Raw genomic sequence first — 19,987 nt, 5'->3', positions numbered from 1 at the left:
GCACGAATCAAGTTCAGGTCTATTTATAGACTTGTTTATTGATTTGGATTGAGGTGATGTATAGAAAACGACATTGCTGGCAACAAAAAGAGTCTAAACATTTTACAAGATATAAAAAAACCCCCGTCTTGCGACGAGGGTTTAAATTTTGGTGGAGCTAAGCGGGATCGAACCGCTGACCTCTTGCATGCCATGCAAGCGCTCTCCCAGCTGAGCTATAGCCCCACATGTTACTTTACCTACCGCACTCTGTTGGGTTCAGAGTTTGGTGGAGCTAAGCGGGATCGAACCGCTGACCTCCTGCATGCCATGCAGGCGCTCTCCCAGCTGAGCTATAGCCCCGTCGTAAAGCTGTCATGTTGACGGGCGGCATAATATGAATTCCGCCGCAGAGTGTCAACGGCAAATTCAACCTCCGCCTTTCAACCGCCGAAAAATCATGCAAATGAATCACTTTGCGAGCCTGCTCGCAGCCAGGAGTTAAGCTTGTCACGTTTTCACGTAAAACGGTGCTATAAAATGAACCACTAATTAACCCCACAGATATTCAGGAAATTGTATGATCAAGGAACGAATGACGCCAGAAGAGTTAGCCCTGCTGACTGGCTATAGCCGACAGACCATCAATAAATGGGTACGCAAAGAGGGTTGGATTACATCGCCAAAGCCAGGCGTTCAGGGTGGCAAGGCGCGTCTGGTACACGTCAATGAAAAAGTGCGCGACTTTATTCGCAGCGCGCGCAGGGCAACAGAGACGCCGGAACTGCCAGATACGTACCACGAGGGCTCGCTTCATGCCCTGCTCCTGACGCTGGCGAATGAAATGACGCCGGAAGAGCAAAAGCAGATGACATCGCTGTTACTGCGGGAAGGGATTACCGGCTTGTTACAACGTTTAGGGATTCGCGACCAACGCTGATATGAAAAGATTACGCAGCAAAATGACCACGGAAGAGCTGGCGGACAGTCTGGGCGTAGCCCGACAAACCGTTAATCGCTGGATACGACAGAAGGGATGGAAAACGGAGGGTATCAACGGTGTAAAAGGCGGAAGAGCGAGGGTGATATGTATTGATGCGCACGTTAAGGAGCACATCATTAGCCTTCCTGCCATTCGTAACCGTCGGGCTGTTTACCATGTGGCGGAAAGCCCTTCCCACTACGGCGTGGCAACCTCATCCAGCCTGCTTCCACAAATTATCGACTCGCTGGAAAACATGACGACTATCGAACAGGAACGTTTGCACAAGTTGCTCGCTCGTGAAGGGTTGCAGGGTTTTCTCACGCGTCTTGGTATTGCTGAATAACAGGCATAAAAAAACGGCAAGTTACCCTGCCGTTTTTTGTATTACACGAGCATTACTGCTGGCTTTCGCGCTCAGCAATAAAGTCCAGCGCTTTGTTGATACGCGCAACGCTACGTGATTTGCCGATGGCATGAACGGTCACGTCCAGCGCCGGAGACTGGCCTGCCCCCGTCACCGCAACGCGCAGCGGCATACCGACTTTACCCATGCCAATTTCCAGCTCATCAGCGGTAGCCTGAATCGCGTGGTGAACATTTTCCGCAGTCCATTCGGTAATGGCTTCGAGTTTGTCACGCACCACTTCCAGCGGCTGACGCGCAACCGGACGCAGGTGTTTCTTGGCCGCGTCGGCGTCGAACGCGTCAAACTCTTCATAGAAGTAACGGCAGCTTTCAGCAATTTCTTTCAGCGTTTTGCAACGCTCGCCAAGCAGCTTCACCAGATCCGCCAGTTCAGGGCCCGTACGGGTATCGATGTTTGCCTGTTCAATGTGCCATTGCAGATAAGTCGCTACATATTCTGGCTGCATGGTATTGATGTAGTGATGGTTCAGCCACAGCAGTTTGTCAGTGTTGAACGCGCTGGCTGATTTGCTCACCGAGTTCAGAGAGAACAGCTCGATCATCTCTTCGCGGCTGAAGATCTCCTGGTCACCATGAGCCCAGCCCAGACGCACCAGGTAGTTCAGCAGCGCTTCCGGCAGATAGCCGTCATCACGGTACTGCATCACACTCACCGCGCCATGACGTTTGGACAGCTTTTTACCGTCGTCACCGTTGATCATTGATACGTGCGCATATACCGGTACAGGCGCGTTCAACGCTTTCAGAATGTTGATCTGACGCGGGGTGTTATTGATATGGTCTTCACCACGGATCACGTGAGTGATTTCCATATCCCAGTCGTCCACAACTACGCAGAAGTTATAGGTTGGCGATCCGTCAGTACGACGAATGATGAGGTCATCCAGCTCCTGGTTGCTGAATTCGATCGGGCCACGGATCTGGTCATCAAAGATAACAGAGCCATCCTGCGGGTTAGCAAAACGCACTACGCAAGGCTCATCAGCAGCATGCTCGCTGTGGTCATGGCGGCAGCGACCGTCATAACGCGGTTTTTCGCCTTTTGCCATTTGCTCTTCGCGCAGCGCATCCAGACGCTCCCTGGAGCAGTAACACTTATAGGCTGTGCCTGCCACCAGCATCTCGTCAATTACGGCGTTATAGCGGTCAAAACGTTTGGTCTGGAAGTATGGGCCTTCGTCCCACGCCAGATTCAGCCAGTTCATCCCATCCATAATGGCTTCAATTGCTTCCGGCGTTGAGCGCTCCAGATCGGTGTCTTCAATACGCAGCACAAACTCACCGTTGTTGTGACGTGCGAAAAGCCAGGAGTAGAGAGCGGTACGTGCACCACCGACATGCAGATAGCCTGTCGGGCTCGGCGCGAAGCGAGTTTTGATTTTCATGAAATGGCCTTACGTTATAAAGATGCCGGTAATCGGCAAATTCCGGGAAGAAAACAATGGGCAATATTCTATCACTGTGGGCCGATTCCTCAATGTCGATCACTTTATCCGGTTCGAGATTGCTGTTTTTGTTTATAAATCATGCGCCACAGTCCGTTTTGCGATCGTTTTGACTAATTTTACGACGAACGAATAAAAACTTTAGAAAATGCGTTGACTCATTTTCAACTCTCCCTATAATGCGACTCCACACAGCGGGGGTGATTAGCTCAGTTGGTAGAGCATCTCCTTTACACGGAGGGGGTCGGCGGTTCGAGCCCGTCATCACCCACCATCTACTTAGGTAGACTCGCAGTGTAGATAAGAATTGAGATTGGGCGATTAGCTCAGTTGGTAGAGCATCTCCTTTACACGGAGGGGGTCGGCGGTTCGAGCCCGTCATCGCCCACCATTCTCACCTTATCGCAGCAGTTCCGAAATGGGCGATTAGCTCAGTTGGTAGAGCATCTCCTTTACACGGAGGGGGTCGGCGGTTCGAGCCCGTCATCGCCCACCATTTCGGGTCGTTAGCTCAGTTGGTAGAGCAGTTGACTTTTAATCAATTGGTCGCAGGTTCGAATCCTGCACGACCCACCAATGTAAAAAAGCGCCCTAAAGGCGCTTTTTTGCTATCTGCGACATAGCACATCCCCATTGCAGCCAGACCGCTTGTTTTACTCAAGCTCACGCCTTCTTTGCCGATACCTCTATTTTATGGCGAAAAGGATCTCAATATGACAACTCTTAAGCCCGTTTCTCTGTCGGCGATGGAAATCGGCAGCGTAGATAACAGCTCCGGCGGAAACGACATTGCTTCTCAAATCACCCGTCTGACCAAACAGATAACGAAAGTCACTCAGCAGCTCAAAGAAGTGGCCATGGGTGATGCCACAGCAGAAGAAAAGCAAAAGCAGCAAGAATTACTCGAATCTCAGCTGGCTATGTTGCAGGCACAGCTGGCGCAATTGCAGCGTCAGCAGGCCGAAGAGGCGATGCCAAAGCAGGAAAAAGGTGAGGCAGTCGCGGAAGGCATCAATAAGCCCTCCGCAGAACATCAGATTAATATCTACGTCTGATTATTGGTTTCGTTAAAAAGTGGATCGCGTGTGCGGGCCTCCATCAAACGTTCGGCCTGCATACGCACCACATCCCAGCAGGCATGCGCCGCGCCGGAAAGAGACCTGTTTTTACGGCGTACCAGCATCAGCTGGCGTTCGACACAGGGTACGAAACGCTTCACCGTTAAACGACTCCCTTGCGGCAGTGGCAGCGCCAGCGCCGGCAGAACGCTGATGCCAATCCCCGCTTCGACCATGGGGAACAGCGTGGCAGGATGCCCGATCTCCTGCACAATGGTTGCCTTAACACCCTGCGCGGTCAGTGCGGCATCTATCAGCGGGCGGCTGCCTGATGCATAATCCTGTAACACCAGGTTTGCCCCCTGCAAGGCCTGCCAGGCCACCTGCGGCAGCGATGCCAGAGGATCATCATCGCGGCAGAGCAATAAAAAGGGCTCCGAGAGTACCACTTCACATTCCAGGTCGCTTACCGCTCCGGGATCAATAACGATGCCAAAATCCACATCCCCCTGACGGATACTCTCAAGTACCCACTGCTGCGGCCTGTCATGCAAAACAAAATCAATATCCGGATAGCGGTGATTACTTTCAGCGATGCACTGGGGAATAAGATGCGCCGAAATCGTCTGGCTCGCCGCCACTCTCACGGTGCCGGAAAGCTGTTGTCCGAGCCGGCCGACATCCCTGAGCGTACTGTTCAGTTCATCCAGCAGCCTCTCCAGACGCATTGCCAGCTGCTGTCCCGCTTCGGTGAGCACCACTTCTCGCGTCGTGCGGTCGAGCAGCTTCACGCCCGTTTGCGTTTCAAGCTCCTTAACGCTATGGCTCACCGCCGACTGACTGAGGCCAATGATCTCCCCTGCCCGGCTAAAGCTGCGGGCCTGCGCGACGGTGACGAAAACGCGAAGCTGACGTAACGAATAATTCATCTGTTTAATTCATGAATGGATGCAATAAATCAATTTTATTTCTCAAAGGGAAGAAAGCACAATAGCGGCATCTGTTTTCAGGAGTGATTATGAAACTTTTTCGTATCCTTGATCCGTTTACGCTGACCCTGATTGGTGTCGTCTTGCTGGCCTCGTTCTTCCCGGCGCGGGGCAGTTTCGTTCCGGTTATTGAAGGACTGACCACGGCAGCCATTGCCCTGCTGTTCTTTATGCATGGCGCCAAACTCTCCCGGGAAGCCATTATTGCAGGCGGTAGCCACTGGCGACTGCATCTGTGGGTAATGTGCAGCACTTTTATCCTCTTCCCGGTTCTGGGCGTGCTGTTCGCCTGGTGGGCGCCGGTAAATGTCGATCCGGCGCTGTATACCGGTTTCCTTTATCTGTGCATTTTGCCGGCCACCGTGCAGTCTGCAATTGCCTTTACCTCGCTGGCGGGCGGTAACGTCGCGGCGGCGGTTTGTTCTGCTTCCGCTTCCAGCCTGCTCGGGATCTTTGTTTCACCGCTGCTGGTCGGTCTGCTAATGAACATGCACGGGGCGGAAGGCAATCTGGAGCAGGTGGGTAAAATTTGTCTGCAACTGCTGCTGCCGTTTGTGCTCGGACACTTATCCCGTCCCTGGATTGGGGAGTTTGTGGCGAAACATAAAAAATGGATCGGGAAAACGGACCAAAGCTCCATTCTGCTGGTGGTTTACACGGCCTTCAGCGAAGCCGTGGTGAACGGCATCTGGCACAGGGTGGGTGCTGGATCGCTGCTGTTTATTGTGGTGGTAAGCATCGTTCTGCTGGCCATTGTCATCGCGGTTAACGTCTTTGTGGCCCGCAAATGCGGCTTCAATAAGGCCGATGAAATCACCATTGTATTTTGCGGATCGAAAAAGAGCCTGGCCAACGGGATCCCAATGGCCAATATTCTTTTCCCGACGTCTGTCATTGGGATGATGGTGTTGCCGCTGATGATTTTCCATCAGATCCAGCTGATGGTGTGTGCGGTACTGGCGCGGCGTTACAAGGCGCAGACGGAAAAGCTGGCGCAGGAAGAGACCCACGCCGCGAAAGTTTAAGGACGTTTCAGGGGCTGAACCAGCTGGGTCAGCCCCTCTGTTTTGATCAGTAACGTGATAGCCATCAGCTCGCCCAGACGCCCGGCGGGGAACTCATCCTTACGGGCAAACCACAGCAGATACTCTTCCGGTAAATCAATCAGCCTGCGACCCTTATATTTACCGAACGGCATCTCCGTATTGGCGATCTCAACGAGCTGCTCTTTTTCCACGTCACTCTCCTAACAGGCGCATCATTTCCGCTTCGTCGATTATCTCGATGCCAAGCTCCTGCGCTTTTGCCAGCTTCGAACCGGCCGCTTCCCCGGCAATCACCAGGTCGGTTTTCTTCGATACGCTGCCCGCCACTTTTGCCCCCAGCGCCACCAGGCGCGCTTTCGCGTCATCGCGTGAAAGCTGACTCAGGCTGCCGGTCAGCACCACCGTTTTACCGGCAAACGGACTGTCGATCTCTTCGGCATTAACCACTACCGGTGCGGGCCAGTGAATGCCCTGTTCCAGTAATTTACCGATCACTTCACGGTTGCTCTCTTCGGCGAAGAAGTTGAAAACGTGGGTGGCGACCACAATGCCGACATCAGGGACTTTCTGTAGCTCGTCGATGGTGGCTTTCTCCAGCGCGTCCAGCGTGCCGAAATACGCCGCCAGCCCTGCCGCCGTCGCCTCTCCGACTTCACGAATGCCGAGCGCGTAAAGGAAACGGGCAAAGGTGGTGTTTTTGGCCGCCTCGAGCGCGTTAACAATGTTCTGGGCAGATTTCGGTCCCATACGATCAAGACCGGTCAGCTTACCTGCCGTCAGGGTAAAGAGGTCCGCAGGCGTATGGACGTACTCTTTCTCAACTAACTGGTCGATAATCTTGTCACCCATTCCGTCCACATCCATCGCCCGGCGGGAGACGAAGTGCTTCAGGGACTCTTTACGCTGCGCGCCGCAGATTAACCCGCCCGTACAGCGCGTTACCGCTTCACCTTCCACGCGCTCAACGTCAGAACCACATACCGGACAGTGGGCTGGAAACTCGATGGCACGGGTGTCGGCAGGACGTTCAGACTCCACAACGTTAACCACCTGTGGGATCACATCACCCGCGCGGCGAATCACCACTTTGTCACCAATTCGCAGCCCCAGACGCGCAATTTCATCGGCGTTATGCAGCGTGGCGTTACTTACCAGCACGCCAGCCACCTGCACAGGCTCCAGACGCGCCACAGGCGTAATGGCCCCCGTACGTCCGACCTGAAACTCCACGTCGCGAACGAAGGTCATCTGCTCTTGCGCCGGAAACTTAAAGGCCACCGCCCAGCGTGGCGCACGGGCCACAAATCCCAACTGTTCCTGCAACGCCAGCGAATTAACCTTGATCACCACGCCGTCAATATCAAACCCGAGCGTGGGACGATCTTCTTCAACCTTGTGATAGAACGCCAGCACCGCCTCCGGAGAGTCGCAGAGCTGCACGCGGTTGCTTACCGGTAATCCCCACTCTTTGAACTGCATTAAACGCCCCAGGTGGGTATCTGGCAGGTCACCGCCTTCCAGGATCCCGACGCCGTAGCAGAAGAAAGTAAGCGGTCGCTTCGCGGTGATACGCGGATCGAGCTGACGCAGCGAACCTGCCGCCGCGTTACGCGGGTTAGCAAACACTTTCCCGCCGGTACGACGCGCTTCTTCGTTGATCTTCTCGAAGCCCGCCTGCGGAAGGAACACTTCCCCGCGCACTTCCAGCCGGGCGGGAATGTTATCGCCACGCAGTTTCAGCGGGATCGCACGAATAGTGCGCACATTGGTGGTGATGTCTTCCCCGGTAGTGCCGTCGCCGCGCGTTGCGGCACGCACCATCACGCCGTTCTCATAAAGAATACTGACGGCCAGACCATCCAGCTTTAGCTCGCAGCACCAGCTCAGATTGTCGACGCTCTTCAGGCGATCCTGCACGCGCTTGTTGAAAGCCAGAAAACTCTCTTCATCAAACACGTTATCCAGCGACAGCATCGGCACTTCGTGGCGCACCTGGCTGAAAGCTCCCAGCGGTTCCGCACCGACGCGCTGCGTTGGAGAATCGGGCGTAATCAGTTCGGGGTGCTGCGCTTCCAGCTCGCGCAGTTCACGCATCAGGCGGTCATACTCCGCATCCGGCACTTCCGGTGCGTCCATAACATGATAGAGATATTCATGATGGCGAAGCGTGGTTCGCAGTTCAGTAAGTTGTTGTTCGATTGAGTCCATATCGCACCATCAATGAGAAAAACCCCCGACAGGCGGGGGTTGAGGAGGAGTTGAAGTTAACGCGACGATTACGCGTTCGCTTCCTTAACTTCGCGGATGCGGTCCTGATACTCGCGCAGTTTCTGCGGCGTCATCATTCGACGCTGATCGTCGAGCACCACACCGCCCACTTCGTCGGCGATGTGCTGAGCGGACTGTAGCATCAGCTTAAAGTTTTGCAGCTCGTCACCGTAGGACGGCACCTGCATAAAGATCGTAACGCCTGGTGTGACGAAATCACCGGTCATTTCCGGGTCAAACGTGCCTGGATTGACCATATTGGCCAGGCTGAACAGCGCCGGACCGCTGCCGTCAGGACTCAGGTGGCGATGGAAAATATTCATGTCGCCGAACTTGAAGCCTGCCTGTTGGATGCTGTTAAGCAGCACATCACCGTTCAGATGGGTGCCATGATGAGCAGCCACGTTCATAATGATCACCGCTTCTTTACGCTGCGGCTTTTCAACAACCGGTTCTGGCTCTGCAACCGGCTCTGGCTCAGCGCGCGGGGCGGGCTGTGGCGCAGGCGGTTCAGGCTGCGGCTGCTGAACAGGCTGTGGCTGATGCACTGGCTGTGCAGGCTGTTGGACAGGTTGCGGCTGTACAGGCTGTGGCGCAACGGGCTGCTGTTGCACAGGCTGGTGCGGCGGATGACGAACAGGTTCTTCCACTGGCGGCGGCGCTGGCTGGCGCGGCTGGGCAGAGGCATACGGTGGTTGATACTGGTGCTGCGGAGCGCGGGGGGCTTCATGCTCTCCATGCGCTGCGCCGGGCGCAGTATTGACCCGATGAACACGAACTTCACCCACGCCGTCGTCGTCAAGACCGTCGATGTCGTCTTCAACGTCATCGTCGTCACGACTGGACTTCATGCGCTTCAGTGGACGATCGCGAAACATAGATGAACGCTCTTTACGGCTGGTCCAGAAACCATGTACCAGTAAAGCGATTATGGCGATCGCGCCAACAATGATTAATATCAGACGCAAATCCTGCATCATTATATTCTCTGTTGTTCTAACACCTTGCCACCACGGCAAACATTTACTCACTAAGAGTATTTGCCGTTTACGTCAAGTGCAAGTGTATGCAGAGCATTCACAGCATAAAGATGAACTAAATCGTGCTTTTTGCTGGTTTTTCGAACATTTCCGAACTGGTCATTGGCCCGTAACTGGATAATATAGGCGGGCAATTCCACTGGTTGTGTAAAAAGGAGTACAGCCTGGTATGGTTTCAACATCTTCTTCTGCCCCACGCAGCGGGGTCTGGTACTTTTCTCAGGGCTGGAAACTGGTCTCCCTGCCGGGCATTCGACGCTTCGTTATTTTGCCGTTACTGATCAACATTATTCTGATGGGCGGGGCCTTCTGGTGGCTGTTCACCAGACTGGAAAGGTGGATCCCTTCCCTGATGAGCTATGTGCCGGACTGGTTACAGTGGCTAGACTACCTGCTCTGGCCGATTGCGGTTATCTCCGTGCTGCTGGTTTTCGGCTATTTCTTTTCGACGATAGCAAACTGGATAGCCGCGCCGTTCAACGGTCTGCTGGCCGAACAGCTTGAAGCGCGCCTGACCGGTGCGACGCCACCTGACACGGGCGTATTGGGGCTCGTGAAAGATCTCCCCCGCATCATGAAGCGTGAATGGCAGAAGTTCGCCTGGTACCTGCCGCGGGCGATTGTGCTGCTTATCCTTTATTTTGTACCCGGGATTGGCCAGACGGTCGCGCCCGTGCTGTGGTTCCTGTTCAGCGCCTGGATGCTCGCTATCCAGTACTGTGATTATCCGTTCGATAACCACAAAGTGCCGTTTAAAGAGATGCGCACTGCCCTGCGCACTCAGAAGGTTGCCAATATGCAGTTTGGCGCGCTGACCAGCCTGTTCACCATGATCCCTTTCCTGAATTTGTTCATCATGCCCGTTGCCGTATGCGGCGCGACGGCGATGTGGGTGGACTGCTACCGTGCTAAGCACGCGTTATGGAAGTAATGCAAAAATGTGTAAAAGAGGGGTGGCTTATGCCGCCCCTTATTCCATACTGATCCCCATTATTTCCTTGCAGCATATAGATATGCGATTTCCTTACTTCCCCATACCTGTTCAACAGGTATGCTGGGTCGGTATCCCAATTTCATACAGTTAAGGACAGGCCATGAGTAAGATTTATGAAGACAACTCGCTGACTATCGGTCATACGCCCCTGGTTCGACTGAACCGTATCGGTAATGGACGCATTCTGGCGAAGGTCGAATCTCGTAACCCAAGCTTCAGCGTTAAATGCCGTATCGGTGCGAATATGATTTGGGATGCTGAAAAGCGTGGCGTGCTGAAACCTGGCGTTGAGCTGGTTGAACCCACCAGCGGCAATACCGGTATCGCTCTGGCCTATGTTGCGGCGGCGCGTGGCTATAAGCTGACGCTGACTATGCCTGAAACCATGAGCATTGAGCGTCGTAAGCTGCTGAAAGCGCTGGGTGCGAACCTGGTCCTGACCGAAGGCGCGAAAGGCATGAAGGGCGCGATTCAGAAGGCCGAAGAAATCGTCGCCAGCGATCCTGCAAAATATCTGCTGCTCCAGCAGTTCAGCAACCCGGCCAACCCGGAAATTCATGAGAAAACCACCGGCCCGGAAATCTGGGAAGATACCGACGGTCAGGTTGATGTGTTTATCTCCGGCGTAGGCACCGGCGGTACGCTGACCGGGGTGTCTCGCTATATTAAAGGCACGAAAGGTAAAAAAGATCTGATTACCGTTGCCGTTGAGCCAACCGACTCGCCGGTTATCGCTCAGGCGCTGGCAGGCGAAGAGATCAAACCAGGTCCGCACAAAATCCAGGGTATCGGGGCTGGCTTTATTCCAGGCAACCTCGATCTGAAGCTGATCGATAAAGTGGTCGCCATCACCAATGAAGAAGCCATCTCTACGGCGCGTCGCCTGATGGACGAGGAAGGCATTCTGGCGGGTATCTCTTCCGGTGCGGCGGTTGCGGCAGCGCTCAAACTGCTGGAAGACGAAATCTTTACCAATAAGAACATTGTGGTTATCCTACCGTCTTCGGGGGAGCGTTACTTAAGCACAGCACTGTTTGCCGATCTCTTCACAGAGAAAGAACTGCAACAGTGATGCCAGCATGTTAAAAACGCGTAAAAAAGCACCTTTTCAGGTGCTTTTTTGTGGCCTGCTTCAAAGTTTTACCCCTCCTGGCATTGCTTCACCCCGTTGGGTCTGGTATTTAAACCAGCAATTATTTTGATGCGCGAAATTAATCGGTGAACGAAATAGCGCTGCTGAATCGATTTTATGATTTGGTTCAAGTCTTGCTTTCACTGCATAATGTTTAATGACGATTGAAACGTCAGCGCTAACTATACAGGCTAAAGTTAAGTCGCCAGGCTAGACTTTAGTTCCACAACACTAAACCTATAAGTTGGGGAAATACAATGTTCCAGCAAGAAGTTACCATTACCGCTCCGAACGGTCTGCACACCCGCCCTGCTGCTCAGTTTGTTAAAGAAGCGAAAGGCTTCACTTCTGAAATCACTGTGACTTCCAACGGCAAAAGCGCTAGCGCAAAAAGCCTGTTCAAGCTGCAAACTCTGGGCCTGACTCAGGGTACCGTTGTTACCATCTCCGCTGAAGGTGAAGACGAGCAGAAAGCAGTTGAGCATCTGGTTAAGCTGATGGCTGAACTCGAGTAAGTTTACCGGGTTCTTTTCAATATCAGTCACAAGTAAGGTAGGGTTATGATTTCAGGCATTTTAGCATCCCCGGGTATCGCTTTCGGCAAAGCATTGCTGCTGAAAGAAGACGAAATCGTCATTGACCGGAAAAAAATTTCTGCCGACAAGGTTGATCAGGAAGTTGAACGTTTTCTGAGCGGTCGTGCCAAGGCATCTGCGCAACTGGAAGCGATTAAAACTAAAGCTGGCGAAACTTTCGGTGAAGAAAAAGAAGCCATCTTCGAAGGGCACATTATGCTGCTCGAAGATGAGGAGCTGGAGCAGGAAATCATAGCCCTGATTAAAGATAAAGGCATGACGGCCGACGCGGCTGCGCATGAAGTTATCGAAGGTCAGGCATCTGCCCTGGAAGAGCTGGACGATGAATACCTGAAAGAGCGTGCGGCTGACGTACGTGACATCGGTAAGCGCCTGCTGCGCAACATCCTGGGTCTGGCCATCATCGATCTGAGCGCGATTCAGGACGAAGTGATCCTGGTTGCCGCTGACCTGACCCCGTCTGAAACCGCACAGCTGAACCTGAACAAGGTGCTGGGTTTCATTACTGATGCAGGTGGACGTACTTCCCACACCTCTATCATGGCGCGTTCTCTGGAGCTGCCAGCCATTGTGGGTACCGGTAGCGTTACCTCTCAGGTTAAAAACGACGACTATCTGATTCTGGATGCCGTAAACAATGTGGTTTACGTCAACCCAACTAACGATGTGATCGAGCAACTGCGCGCCGTTCAGGAGCAGGTTGCTACCGAGAAAGCGGAACTCGCTAAACTGAAAGATCTGCCAGCCATCACGCTGGACGGCCATCAGGTTGAAGTGTGCGCTAACATCGGTACCGTACGTGACGTTGACGGCGCTGAGCGCAACGGCGCGGAAGGTGTGGGTCTGTATCGTACTGAATTCCTGTTCATGGATCGCGACGCTCTGCCAACGGAAGAAGAGCAGTTTGCAGCGTACAAAGCGGTTGCGGAAGCGTGCGGCTCGCAGGCGGTTATCGTCCGTACCATGGACATCGGTGGCGACAAAGAGCTGCCGTACATGAACTTCCCGAAAGAAGAGAACCCGTTCCTGGGCTGGCGTGCCGTGCGTATCGCCATGGATCGCAAAGAGATCCTGCGTGACCAGGTTCGCGCTATTCTGCGTGCCTCCGCTTTCGGTAAACTGCGCATCATGTTCCCGATGATCATCTCTGTTGAAGAAGTGCGTGCACTGAAGAAAGAGATCGAAATCTACAAACAGGAACTGCGCGACGAAGGTAAAGCATTTGACGAAACCATTGAGCTCGGCGTGATGGTGGAAACACCGGCAGCCGCGACCATTGCGCGTCATTTAGCCAAAGAAGTTGATTTCTTTAGTATCGGTACCAATGATTTAACGCAGTACACCCTGGCAGTTGACCGTGGTAATGATATGATTTCACATCTCTACCAGCCAATGTCACCGTCCGTACTGAATTTGATCAAGCAAGTTATTGATGCTTCTCATGCAGAAGGTAAATGGACTGGCATGTGTGGTGAGCTTGCAGGCGACGAACGTGCTACACTTCTGTTGCTGGGTATGGGTCTGGACGAATTCTCTATGAGCGCCATTTCCATCCCGCGCATTAAGAAGATTATCCGTAACACGAACTTCGAAGATGCGAAGGTGTTAGCAGAGCAGGCTCTTGCTCAACCGACAACGGACGAGTTAATGACGCTGGTTAACAAGTTCATTGAAGAAAAAACAATCTGCTAATCCACGAGATGCGGCCCAATTTACTGCTTAGGAGAAGATCATGGGTTTGTTCGATAAACTGAAATCTCTGGTTTCTGATGACAAGAAAGACTCCGGAACTATTGAGATTGTTGCTCCGCTCTCCGGCGAGATCGTCAATATCGAAGACGTGCCGGATGTAGTGTTTGCTGAGAAAATCGTTGGTGATGGCATTGCTATCAAACCAACTGGCAACAAAATGGTTGCTCCAGTTGACGGCACCATCGGTAAAATTTTTGAAACCAACCATGCGTTCTCTATCGAATCCGATAGCGGTATCGAACTGTTCGTTCACTTCGGTATCGACACCGTTGAACTGAAAGGCGAAGGCTTTAAACGTATCGCGGAAGAAGGCCAGCGTGTTAAAGTTGGCGACCCGGTAATTGAATTCGATCTGCCACTGCTGGAAGAAAAAGCGAAGTCTACCCTGACTCCGGTTGTTATCTCCAACATGGACGAAATCAAAGAACTGATCAAACTGTCTGGCAGCGTTACCGTGGGTGAAACCCCGGTTATCCGCATCAAGAAGTAATTCTTGCCGCACGGTAAAATGGCGCCTTCGGGCGCCATTTTTGTTTATGCAGGCAGGATAAGCTCGTCATAGCCTTTCGACTGCGTATAGATCATCACGTCAGTCACCCTGTCGCCCGCCATGCGAATGGCGTCGGCCACGGTTTTACCCCCGACGATACCGCTCACCAGCTCCGAACAGAACAGATCCCCCGTCCCTTTCAGATCCGTCTCTACGCGCGGGTGCGCGCTAACGGTAACACCTTCTTCGCTCACCAGCACGACGTGGATATTCTGCGGATCGTCAGCCACTGGCGCACTAGTGATAGCCACCCATTTCAGCGAGTTGGACAGCAGCCCCTGCGCGGCGGCAATGGCGCTCTCCGGCGTACGGCACGGTTTGCCGCTCAGCACTTCCAGTTCATACACGTTGGGCGTAATGCCCTGGGCCAGCGGGAGCAGATGCTCACGGTAAGCTTCAGGAATATCCGGCTTCACGTACATCCCGCTGTCGATATCCCCGATTACCGGGTCAACCAGCACCAGCAGATCGGGATGTTGCACTTTGATCGCCTTCAGCCACTGCGCCAGCAGCACGATCTGGCTGGCACTGCCCATATACCCGGTTGTCACCGCTTTTAACTCGCGTAAAATCTCACGCTCTTCCAGCGCCTTCAGGTAGCCGCTGAACCACTCGTCCGGGATCACCCCGCCGTAGAAGGTGTCGTAGTGTGGCGTATTGCTGAACAGCACCGTCGGCACGGCGGTAACGTTCAGCCGGTGGGTGCGAATATTCGGCACCGCGATGCTGTTTCCCACGCTGCCGTACACCACCTGCGACTGTACGGCGACAATATCGGTTTGCTGCGCCCGGGTGTTATCCCGGAATAAAATCATCTCCATGACGCTTAAATCCCCGCCCCCTGCGAATAACTCTCTTCACCAAAGACGCCGGTAGACAGGTAACGGTCGCCGCGATCGCAAATAATCGCTACGACCACCGCTCCCGGCGTGGACTCAGCCACCCGGATCGCGCCCGCTACGGCACCGCCAGAGCTGACGCCGCAGAAGATGCCTTCACGTACGGCCAGCTCACGCATGGTATTTTCCGCCTCGCGCTGATGAATATCCAGCACCTGGTCCACAAGCTGCGCATTAAAGATGCCCGGCATATACTCCGCCGGCCAGCGGCGGATGCCCGGAATACTGCTCCCCTCTTCCGGTTGCAGGCCGACAATCGTCACTGGCTTATCCTGTTCACGCAGAAAGCGTGACACACCGGTGATCGTGCCCGTGGTCCCCATGCTGGAGACAAAGTGGGTGATGCGCCCGGCGGTTTGCTGCCAGATTTCCGGGCCGGTGGTGGTGTAGTGCGCGTACGGGTTGTCCGGGTTATTAAACTGGTCGAGCAGCTTGCCTTCCCCGCGCTCCGCCATCGCTAACGCTAAATCTCGAGCCCCTTCCATCCCCTGCTCTTTGCTCACCAGAATCAGCTCGGCCCCGTAGGCACGCATGGCGGCACGGCGCTCCTGGCTCATGTTGTCCGGCATCAGCAGCTTCATACGATAGCCTTTCAGGGCGGCTATCATCGCCAGTGCGATACCGGTGTTACCGCTGGTGGCTTCGATCAGCACATCGCCGGGCTTTATCTCGCCGCGCTTTTCGGCCTGAACAATCATCGACAGCGCCGCCCGGTCTTTCACCGACCCCGCCGGGTTATTGCCTTCAAGTTTGACCCAGATTTCGCTGCCGTTGTCACACCCCATGCGCTGAAGTTTGACCAGAGGGGTGTTGCCGATGGTGTGTTCGAGTGTATTCACGATTTTTACTCAATAAAAAGCCCGGTAAGCATCACGCCACCGGGCGAAAAACATACTCAATAACCTATCAGGCTGACACCGCCAGAGCAATATCCTCGCGCGTCTCGATGCGCTCGTTGCCGTGATAAATGCGCGCGTGTTGCAGCCCCACAAACAGGCGTTCCCCCCGGTGCGGCGGCTCGTCGTCACGCATAACCACGGTCAGCGGCTCGGTGTACCAGCCCAGGGGCTGTACCACCAATTGGGTGTAGTGGCCTTTAGGGCTAGCTTCCAGCACCTGCACCGGAAGCGGTGAATCCAGGCTGGTACGGCGGCTGACGTCCACTTCCCACGGACGCAGGAACAGATCCACCGGCCCCTGATGCGCGGAGGTATACCCCAGCGGCCAGCGGTGCGCGCCAACGTGGAACTGACCGCCGCGAATGGTGCCCTGAAGGCGGTTTACTTCTCCCATAAACTCCAGCACAAAGCGGGTCGCCGGTTCACGCCAGAGCTGCTCTGGCTCGTCAACCTGCTCAATGTTGCCCTGACTCATTACTACCACGCGGTCGGCCACTTCCATCGCCTCTTCCTGATCGTGGGTCACGAAAACGCTGGTGAACTGGAGTTCCTCATGCAGCTGACGCAGCCAACGGCGCAGCTCTTTACGCACCTGCGCATCCAGCGCGCCAAACGGTTCGTCCAGTAGCAGGATTTGCGGTTCAACAGCTAACGCACGCGCCAGCGCCACGCGCTGCTTCTGCCCGCCGGAAAGCTGAGCCGGGAAGCGGTCCGCCAGATGTGCAAGCTGCACCATCTCCAGCAGTTTGGTCACTTTCGCTTTGATGGCGGCGGCATCTGGACGTTCACGACGCGGCAGCACGGTCAGGCCAAACGCAATGTTGTCAAATACCGTCATGTGGCGGAACAGCGCGTAATGCTGGAATACAAAGCCCACTTTACGGTCGCGAGCGTGCAGGCGGCTCACGTCCGTACCGTGGAAGCGGATATGTCCGCTGGTCTGGTGCTCAAGCCCGGCGATAATACGCAGCAGCGTGGTTTTACCGGAGCCAGACGGCCCCAGCAGCGCCACCATTTGTCCGGAAGGGATATCCAGCGAGATATCATTCAGCACCTGGGTGCGACCAAAAGACTTCTTAATATTGGCAATCTCAATGCTCATGATTTCCCTCCTGATGCTGACGTTTTTCCTGATTCTCTAAACGCCACTGCACCACACTCTTCAAAAACAGGGTCAAAATGGCCATCAGCGTCAGCAACGCTGCGGCCGTAAAGGAACCGACGGTGTTGTAGTCCTGTTCCAGTAATTCAATCTGTAACGGCAGCGACAGGGTTTCGCCGCGAATCGAGCCGGATACTACCGACACCGCGCCAAACTCACCGATCGCACGGGCGTTGGTCAGCACCACGCCGTAAAGCAGTGCCCAGCGGATATTTGGCAGCGTAACGCGGCGGAACATCTGCCAGCCGGAAGCGCCGAGCAGCACCGCGGCTTCATCTTCATGGCTGCCCTGGCTGAGCATCACTGGCACCAGCTCGCGCACCACGAACGGACAGGTGACAAAGACGGTCACCAGCACCATCCCCGGCCAGGCGAACATGATTTGCAGGTCGTGTTCATCCAGCCAGCCGCCCAGCGGGCCATTGGAGCCGTAGAAGAGCAGATAAACCAGACCCGCCACCACAGGAGACACCGCAAACGGGATATCCAGCAGGGTCAGCAGCAGCTGACGCCCCGGGAAGTTAAAGCGCGTTACCAGCCAGGCCAGCAATACGCCAAACACCAGATTCACCGGGACAGTGATCAGGGCAATCATCACCGTCAGCCAGATGGCGTGGAGCATGTCCGGATCGGCCAGATTTTGCAGCGCGGGCATAATCCCTTTGCTGAAGGCCTGTACGAAGATGTACACCATCGGCACGACGAGAATGAATGCGGAGACCAGCACGCCGGTACCAATCAGAAACCATTTGCCCCAGTTGATGCGGGGCGCGTCATAGCGCTTCAATTGCGTAACTTCCGCCATCAGTGACCTACCACACGTCGACCAAAGCGACTTTGCAGAGTGTTAATCGAAAACAGCAGTAGCAGCGACGCGGCAAGGATCACCGAGGCAATCGCGCTCGCGGCCGGATAATCAAACTCCTGCAAACGGACAAAAATCATCAGCGAGGTCACTTCGGTTTTCCACGCGATGTTCCCGGCGATAAAAATGACCGCGCCAAATTCACCGAGGCTGCGGGTAAAGGAGAGCGCCACCCCCGCCAGCAAGGCCGGAGAAAGTTCCGGCAGAACAACCTTACGGAAACTCTGCCAGCGCGTGGCGCCCAGGGTTTCCGCGGCCTCTTCGTATTCGGGTCCTAACTCTTCCAGCACCGGCTGCACGGTACGCACCACAAACGGGATGCTGGTAAAGGCCATCGCCACCGCGATACCGAGCCAGGTATAGGTCACTTTGATATCAAACTTCGCCAGCCACTCACCGTAAAAGCCGTTCACGGAAAACAGCGACGCCAGCGTCAAACCGGCCACTGCCGTCGGCAGGGCAAAGGGCAGATCCATCAACGCGTCGAGGAGCGTGCGGCCCGGGAAGCGATAGCGGGTTAAGATCCACGCCATCAGCAGGCCAAACACGCCGTTAAAAATCGAGGCCACGAACGCAGACAGCAGCGTGACCTTATAGGCCGCCACCACCTGAGGGTTGGTGACCACTTCCCAGTACTGGGACCAGCTCATCTCAGCGAGCTGCATCACCAGAGCGCTGAGCGGTAACAATAAAATCAGACAGACGAACAGCAGGCTGGTCCCGAGGCTTAAGGTAAAACCCGGCAGCACACGTCTTGTTGATCCTGCAAACATTACTTACGCCCCGCCGCCAGCAATTTGTCTAACTCACCGCCGCTGGCAAAATGCGTTTTCATCACCTCAGGCCAGGCACCAAAATGGTCTTCCACGCGGAACAGCTCGGTCTGCGGGAATTTGTCTTTCAGCTTGTTCATCACGTCCGGATTATTAACGCGGTAGTAATAGTCAGTAATCACCGTCTGCGCCTGCGGGCTGTATAGATAGTTGAGATAGGCTTTTGCCGCTTTCTCAGTGCCGTTGGCTTTGACGTTTTTATCCACCCACGCCACCGGGAACTCGGCCAGAATGTTGGTTTTCGGGATAACCACTTCGAAGCCCTGCGCTTCGTACTGTTTACGAATATTGTTCACCTCGGATTCAAAGCTGATCAGCACGTCGCCCAGCCCGCGTTCGGCGAAGGTAGTGGTTGCGCCACGACCGCCGGTATCAAACACCTCGACGTTTTTCAGGAACTGGGTCATAAACTGTTCGGTTTTCGCTTTATCGTTACCGTCAGCTTTGTCCGCCGCGCCCCACGCCGCCAGATAGGTGTAACGTGCGTTGCCGGAGGTTTTCGGATTCGGGAAGATCAGCTTTACGTCTGAACGCACCAGGTCGTTCCAGTCGTGGATGTTCTTCGGGTTGCCCTTGCGCACCAGGAAGCCCATGGTGGAGTAAAATGGCGAACTGTTGTTCGGCAGGCGGCTTTGCCAGTTCGCCGGGATCAGTTTGCCTTTGTCGTGCAGGATCTGCACGTCCGTGACCTGGTTGTAGGTCACCACGTCCGCTTTCAGCCCCTGCAAAATGGCCAGCGCCTGCTTGGATGAGCCAGCGTGCGACTGTTTGATGGTCAGCTTGTCGCCGTTGTTCTCTTTCGCCCACTGCTGTTCAAATGCGGGATTAAGGGCGGCAAACAGCTCGCGCGAAACATCATAAGAACTGTTCAGCAACTCGGTTGCCTGCGCCTGCGCCACCAGCAGTAAACCTGCCAGTGCCAGCGATCCTTTTTTCAGTACAGTAACGGCCATTGCGCACCCTTATAAATGTGATGACTATCTTATAGTCATAATATTTATAACGGAGTCTAAAGGAGTAACGGTTTTATATACCGTTTGGTGATTTAGAAGCAGAAAAGGGAATAAGG

At 54.4% G+C, this 19,987-nt stretch carries 20 protein-coding genes and 6 tRNA genes; 13 read left to right on the top strand and 13 right to left on the bottom strand.

Translation table 11 applies throughout. The features are described 5' to 3' along the window. Positions 1-149: 149 nt before the first annotated feature. Positions 150-225: transfer RNA gene (locus CU081_RS10965), tRNA-Ala, on the bottom strand. A gap of 41 nt (positions 226-266) precedes the next feature. After that, positions 267-342 (bottom strand) — tRNA-Ala (locus CU081_RS10960). A 217-nt stretch (positions 343-559) separates the two neighbouring features. Between CU081_RS10960 and CU081_RS10955 the strand changes: the two genes are divergently transcribed. Next, positions 560-919: a YfeC-like transcriptional regulator gene (locus tag CU081_RS10955; protein ID WP_003861339.1), complete on the top strand. Its 360-nt coding sequence runs from the start codon at positions 560-562 to the stop codon at positions 917-919. A gap of 1 nt (position 920) precedes the next feature. Continuing rightward, positions 921-1,307 carry a YfeC-like transcriptional regulator gene (locus tag CU081_RS10950; RefSeq protein ID WP_032645658.1) on the top strand — a complete coding sequence of 129 codons (387 nt, stop codon included), beginning with the start codon at positions 921-923 and terminating at the stop codon, positions 1,305-1,307. 52 nt (positions 1,308-1,359) lie between these two features. Here CU081_RS10950 and gltX read toward each other — a convergent pair whose 3' ends face one another. Then, complete coding sequence (gene gltX / locus CU081_RS10945; RefSeq protein ID WP_003861336.1) at positions 1,360-2,775, bottom strand: glutamate--tRNA ligase; 1,416 nt, start codon at positions 2,773-2,775, stop codon at positions 1,360-1,362. Between the two features lie 258 nt (positions 2,776-3,033). Here gltX and CU081_RS10935 point away from each other — a divergent pair. The 5 genes from CU081_RS10935 (at position 3,034) to CU081_RS10915 (ending at position 3,890) form a co-directional block, all read left to right on the top strand. Beyond that, positions 3,034-3,109: transfer RNA gene (locus CU081_RS10935), tRNA-Val, on the top strand. 41 nt (positions 3,110-3,150) lie between these two features. Then, positions 3,151-3,226 (top strand) — tRNA-Val (locus tag CU081_RS10930). Between the two features lie 29 nt (positions 3,227-3,255). Continuing rightward, a tRNA-Val gene (locus tag CU081_RS10925) sits at positions 3,256-3,331 on the top strand. A gap of 4 nt (positions 3,332-3,335) precedes the next feature. Next, positions 3,336-3,411, top strand: a tRNA-Lys gene (locus CU081_RS10920). Between the two features lie 137 nt (positions 3,412-3,548). Beyond that, on the top strand, positions 3,549-3,890 hold the full coding sequence (locus CU081_RS10915) for a FlxA-like family protein (RefSeq protein WP_003861333.1): 342 nt from the start codon (positions 3,549-3,551) through the stop codon (positions 3,888-3,890). On the opposite strand, the gene CU081_RS10910 is transcribed toward CU081_RS10915, so the two are convergent. Beyond that, the gene (locus tag CU081_RS10910; RefSeq protein ID WP_003861331.1) at positions 3,881-4,822 is read right to left on the bottom strand and encodes a LysR family transcriptional regulator; all 942 of its coding nucleotides are present in this window, start codon (positions 4,820-4,822) and stop codon (positions 3,881-3,883) included. The two genes, CU081_RS10915 and CU081_RS10910, sit on opposite strands and share 10 nt — an antisense overlap. A gap of 89 nt (positions 4,823-4,911) precedes the next feature. On the opposite strand from CU081_RS10910, the gene CU081_RS10905 reads away from it, so the two are divergent. Further along, positions 4,912-5,907, top strand: a complete 996-nt coding sequence (locus CU081_RS10905; protein ID WP_003861330.1) for a bile acid:sodium symporter family protein — start codon at positions 4,912-4,914, stop codon at positions 5,905-5,907. Here CU081_RS10905 and CU081_RS10900 read toward each other — a convergent pair. The 3 genes from CU081_RS10900 to zipA form a co-directional block, all read right to left on the bottom strand. Next, a complete protein-coding gene (locus CU081_RS10900; RefSeq protein ID WP_003861328.1) occupies positions 5,904-6,119 on the bottom strand; it encodes a DUF3820 family protein in 216 nt (71 codons plus the stop codon). The genes CU081_RS10905 and CU081_RS10900 overlap by 4 nt on opposite strands. Before the next feature lies 1 nt (position 6,120). Beyond that, positions 6,121-8,136: an NAD-dependent DNA ligase LigA gene (gene ligA, locus CU081_RS10895; protein ID WP_032645659.1), complete on the bottom strand. Its 2,016-nt coding sequence runs from the start codon at positions 8,134-8,136 to the stop codon at positions 6,121-6,123. A gap of 68 nt (positions 8,137-8,204) precedes the next feature. Next, the gene (zipA, locus tag CU081_RS10890; protein ID WP_058647513.1) at positions 8,205-9,176 is read right to left on the bottom strand and encodes a cell division protein ZipA; all 972 of its coding nucleotides are present in this window, start codon (positions 9,174-9,176) and stop codon (positions 8,205-8,207) included. A 229-nt stretch (positions 9,177-9,405) separates the two neighbouring features. On the opposite strand from zipA, the gene cysZ reads away from it, so the two are divergent. From cysZ to crr, 5 genes are all read left to right on the top strand, one after another. After that, positions 9,406-10,167 (top strand): sulfate transporter CysZ, encoded by a 762-nt coding sequence (gene cysZ / locus CU081_RS10880; protein ID WP_022651555.1) that lies wholly within the window; start codon positions 9,406-9,408, stop codon positions 10,165-10,167. A gap of 163 nt (positions 10,168-10,330) precedes the next feature. Next, positions 10,331-11,302 carry a cysteine synthase A gene (gene cysK, locus CU081_RS10875; protein WP_003861321.1) on the top strand — a complete coding sequence of 324 codons (972 nt, stop codon included), beginning with the start codon at positions 10,331-10,333 and terminating at the stop codon, positions 11,300-11,302. Positions 11,303-11,619: 317 nt separating this feature from the next. Next, a complete protein-coding gene (ptsH, locus tag CU081_RS10860; RefSeq protein ID WP_000487600.1) occupies positions 11,620-11,877 on the top strand; it encodes a phosphocarrier protein Hpr in 258 nt (85 codons plus the stop codon). A 45-nt stretch (positions 11,878-11,922) separates the two neighbouring features. Next, entirely contained in the window at positions 11,923-13,650 is a 1,728-nt protein-coding gene (ptsI, locus tag CU081_RS10855; protein ID WP_039268987.1) for a phosphoenolpyruvate-protein phosphotransferase PtsI, read from the top strand. A 40-nt stretch (positions 13,651-13,690) separates the two neighbouring features. Next, positions 13,691-14,200 carry a PTS glucose transporter subunit IIA gene (crr, locus tag CU081_RS10850; protein WP_003861316.1) on the top strand — a complete coding sequence of 170 codons (510 nt, stop codon included), beginning with the start codon at positions 13,691-13,693 and terminating at the stop codon, positions 14,198-14,200. Between the two features lie 44 nt (positions 14,201-14,244). Here crr and pdxK read toward each other — a convergent pair whose 3' ends face one another. The 6 genes from pdxK to CU081_RS10820 all read right to left on the bottom strand — a co-directional run bounded on the left by pdxK (position 14,245) and on the right by CU081_RS10820 (position 19,871). Next, complete coding sequence (gene pdxK / locus CU081_RS10845) at positions 14,245-15,081, bottom strand: pyridoxine/pyridoxal/pyridoxamine kinase (protein WP_003861313.1); 837 nt, start codon at positions 15,079-15,081, stop codon at positions 14,245-14,247. Between the two features lie 5 nt (positions 15,082-15,086). Then, on the bottom strand, positions 15,087-15,998 hold the full coding sequence (gene cysM / locus CU081_RS10840) for a cysteine synthase CysM (protein ID WP_003861311.1): 912 nt from the start codon (positions 15,996-15,998) through the stop codon (positions 15,087-15,089). A gap of 67 nt (positions 15,999-16,065) precedes the next feature. Beyond that, positions 16,066-17,160 (bottom strand): sulfate/thiosulfate ABC transporter ATP-binding protein CysA, encoded by a 1,095-nt coding sequence (cysA, locus tag CU081_RS10835; RefSeq protein ID WP_003861309.1) that lies wholly within the window; start codon positions 17,158-17,160, stop codon positions 16,066-16,068. Beyond that, entirely contained in the window at positions 17,150-18,025 is an 876-nt protein-coding gene (gene cysW, locus CU081_RS10830; protein ID WP_003861305.1) for a sulfate/thiosulfate ABC transporter permease CysW, read from the bottom strand. Before cysW ends, cysA begins: the two co-directional genes overlap by 11 nt. Further along, positions 18,025-18,858: a sulfate/thiosulfate ABC transporter permease CysT gene (cysT, locus tag CU081_RS10825; protein ID WP_003861303.1), complete on the bottom strand. Its 834-nt coding sequence runs from the start codon at positions 18,856-18,858 to the stop codon at positions 18,025-18,027. The genes cysW and cysT overlap by 1 nt, the downstream gene beginning before the upstream one ends. Continuing rightward, a complete protein-coding gene (locus tag CU081_RS10820) occupies positions 18,858-19,871 on the bottom strand; it encodes a sulfate ABC transporter substrate-binding protein (RefSeq protein WP_003861301.1) in 1,014 nt (337 codons plus the stop codon). The genes cysT and CU081_RS10820 overlap by 1 nt, the downstream gene beginning before the upstream one ends. Positions 19,872-19,987 lie beyond the last annotated feature (116 nt).

The sequence above is a fragment of the Enterobacter sp. CRENT-193 genome (assembly GCF_002787395.1).
Classification (GTDB): Bacteria; Pseudomonadota; Gammaproteobacteria; order Enterobacterales; family Enterobacteriaceae; genus Enterobacter; species Enterobacter hormaechei_C.
Note: the sequence above shows the minus strand (reverse complement) of the source record. Positions and strands in the feature narration are given on the sequence as shown.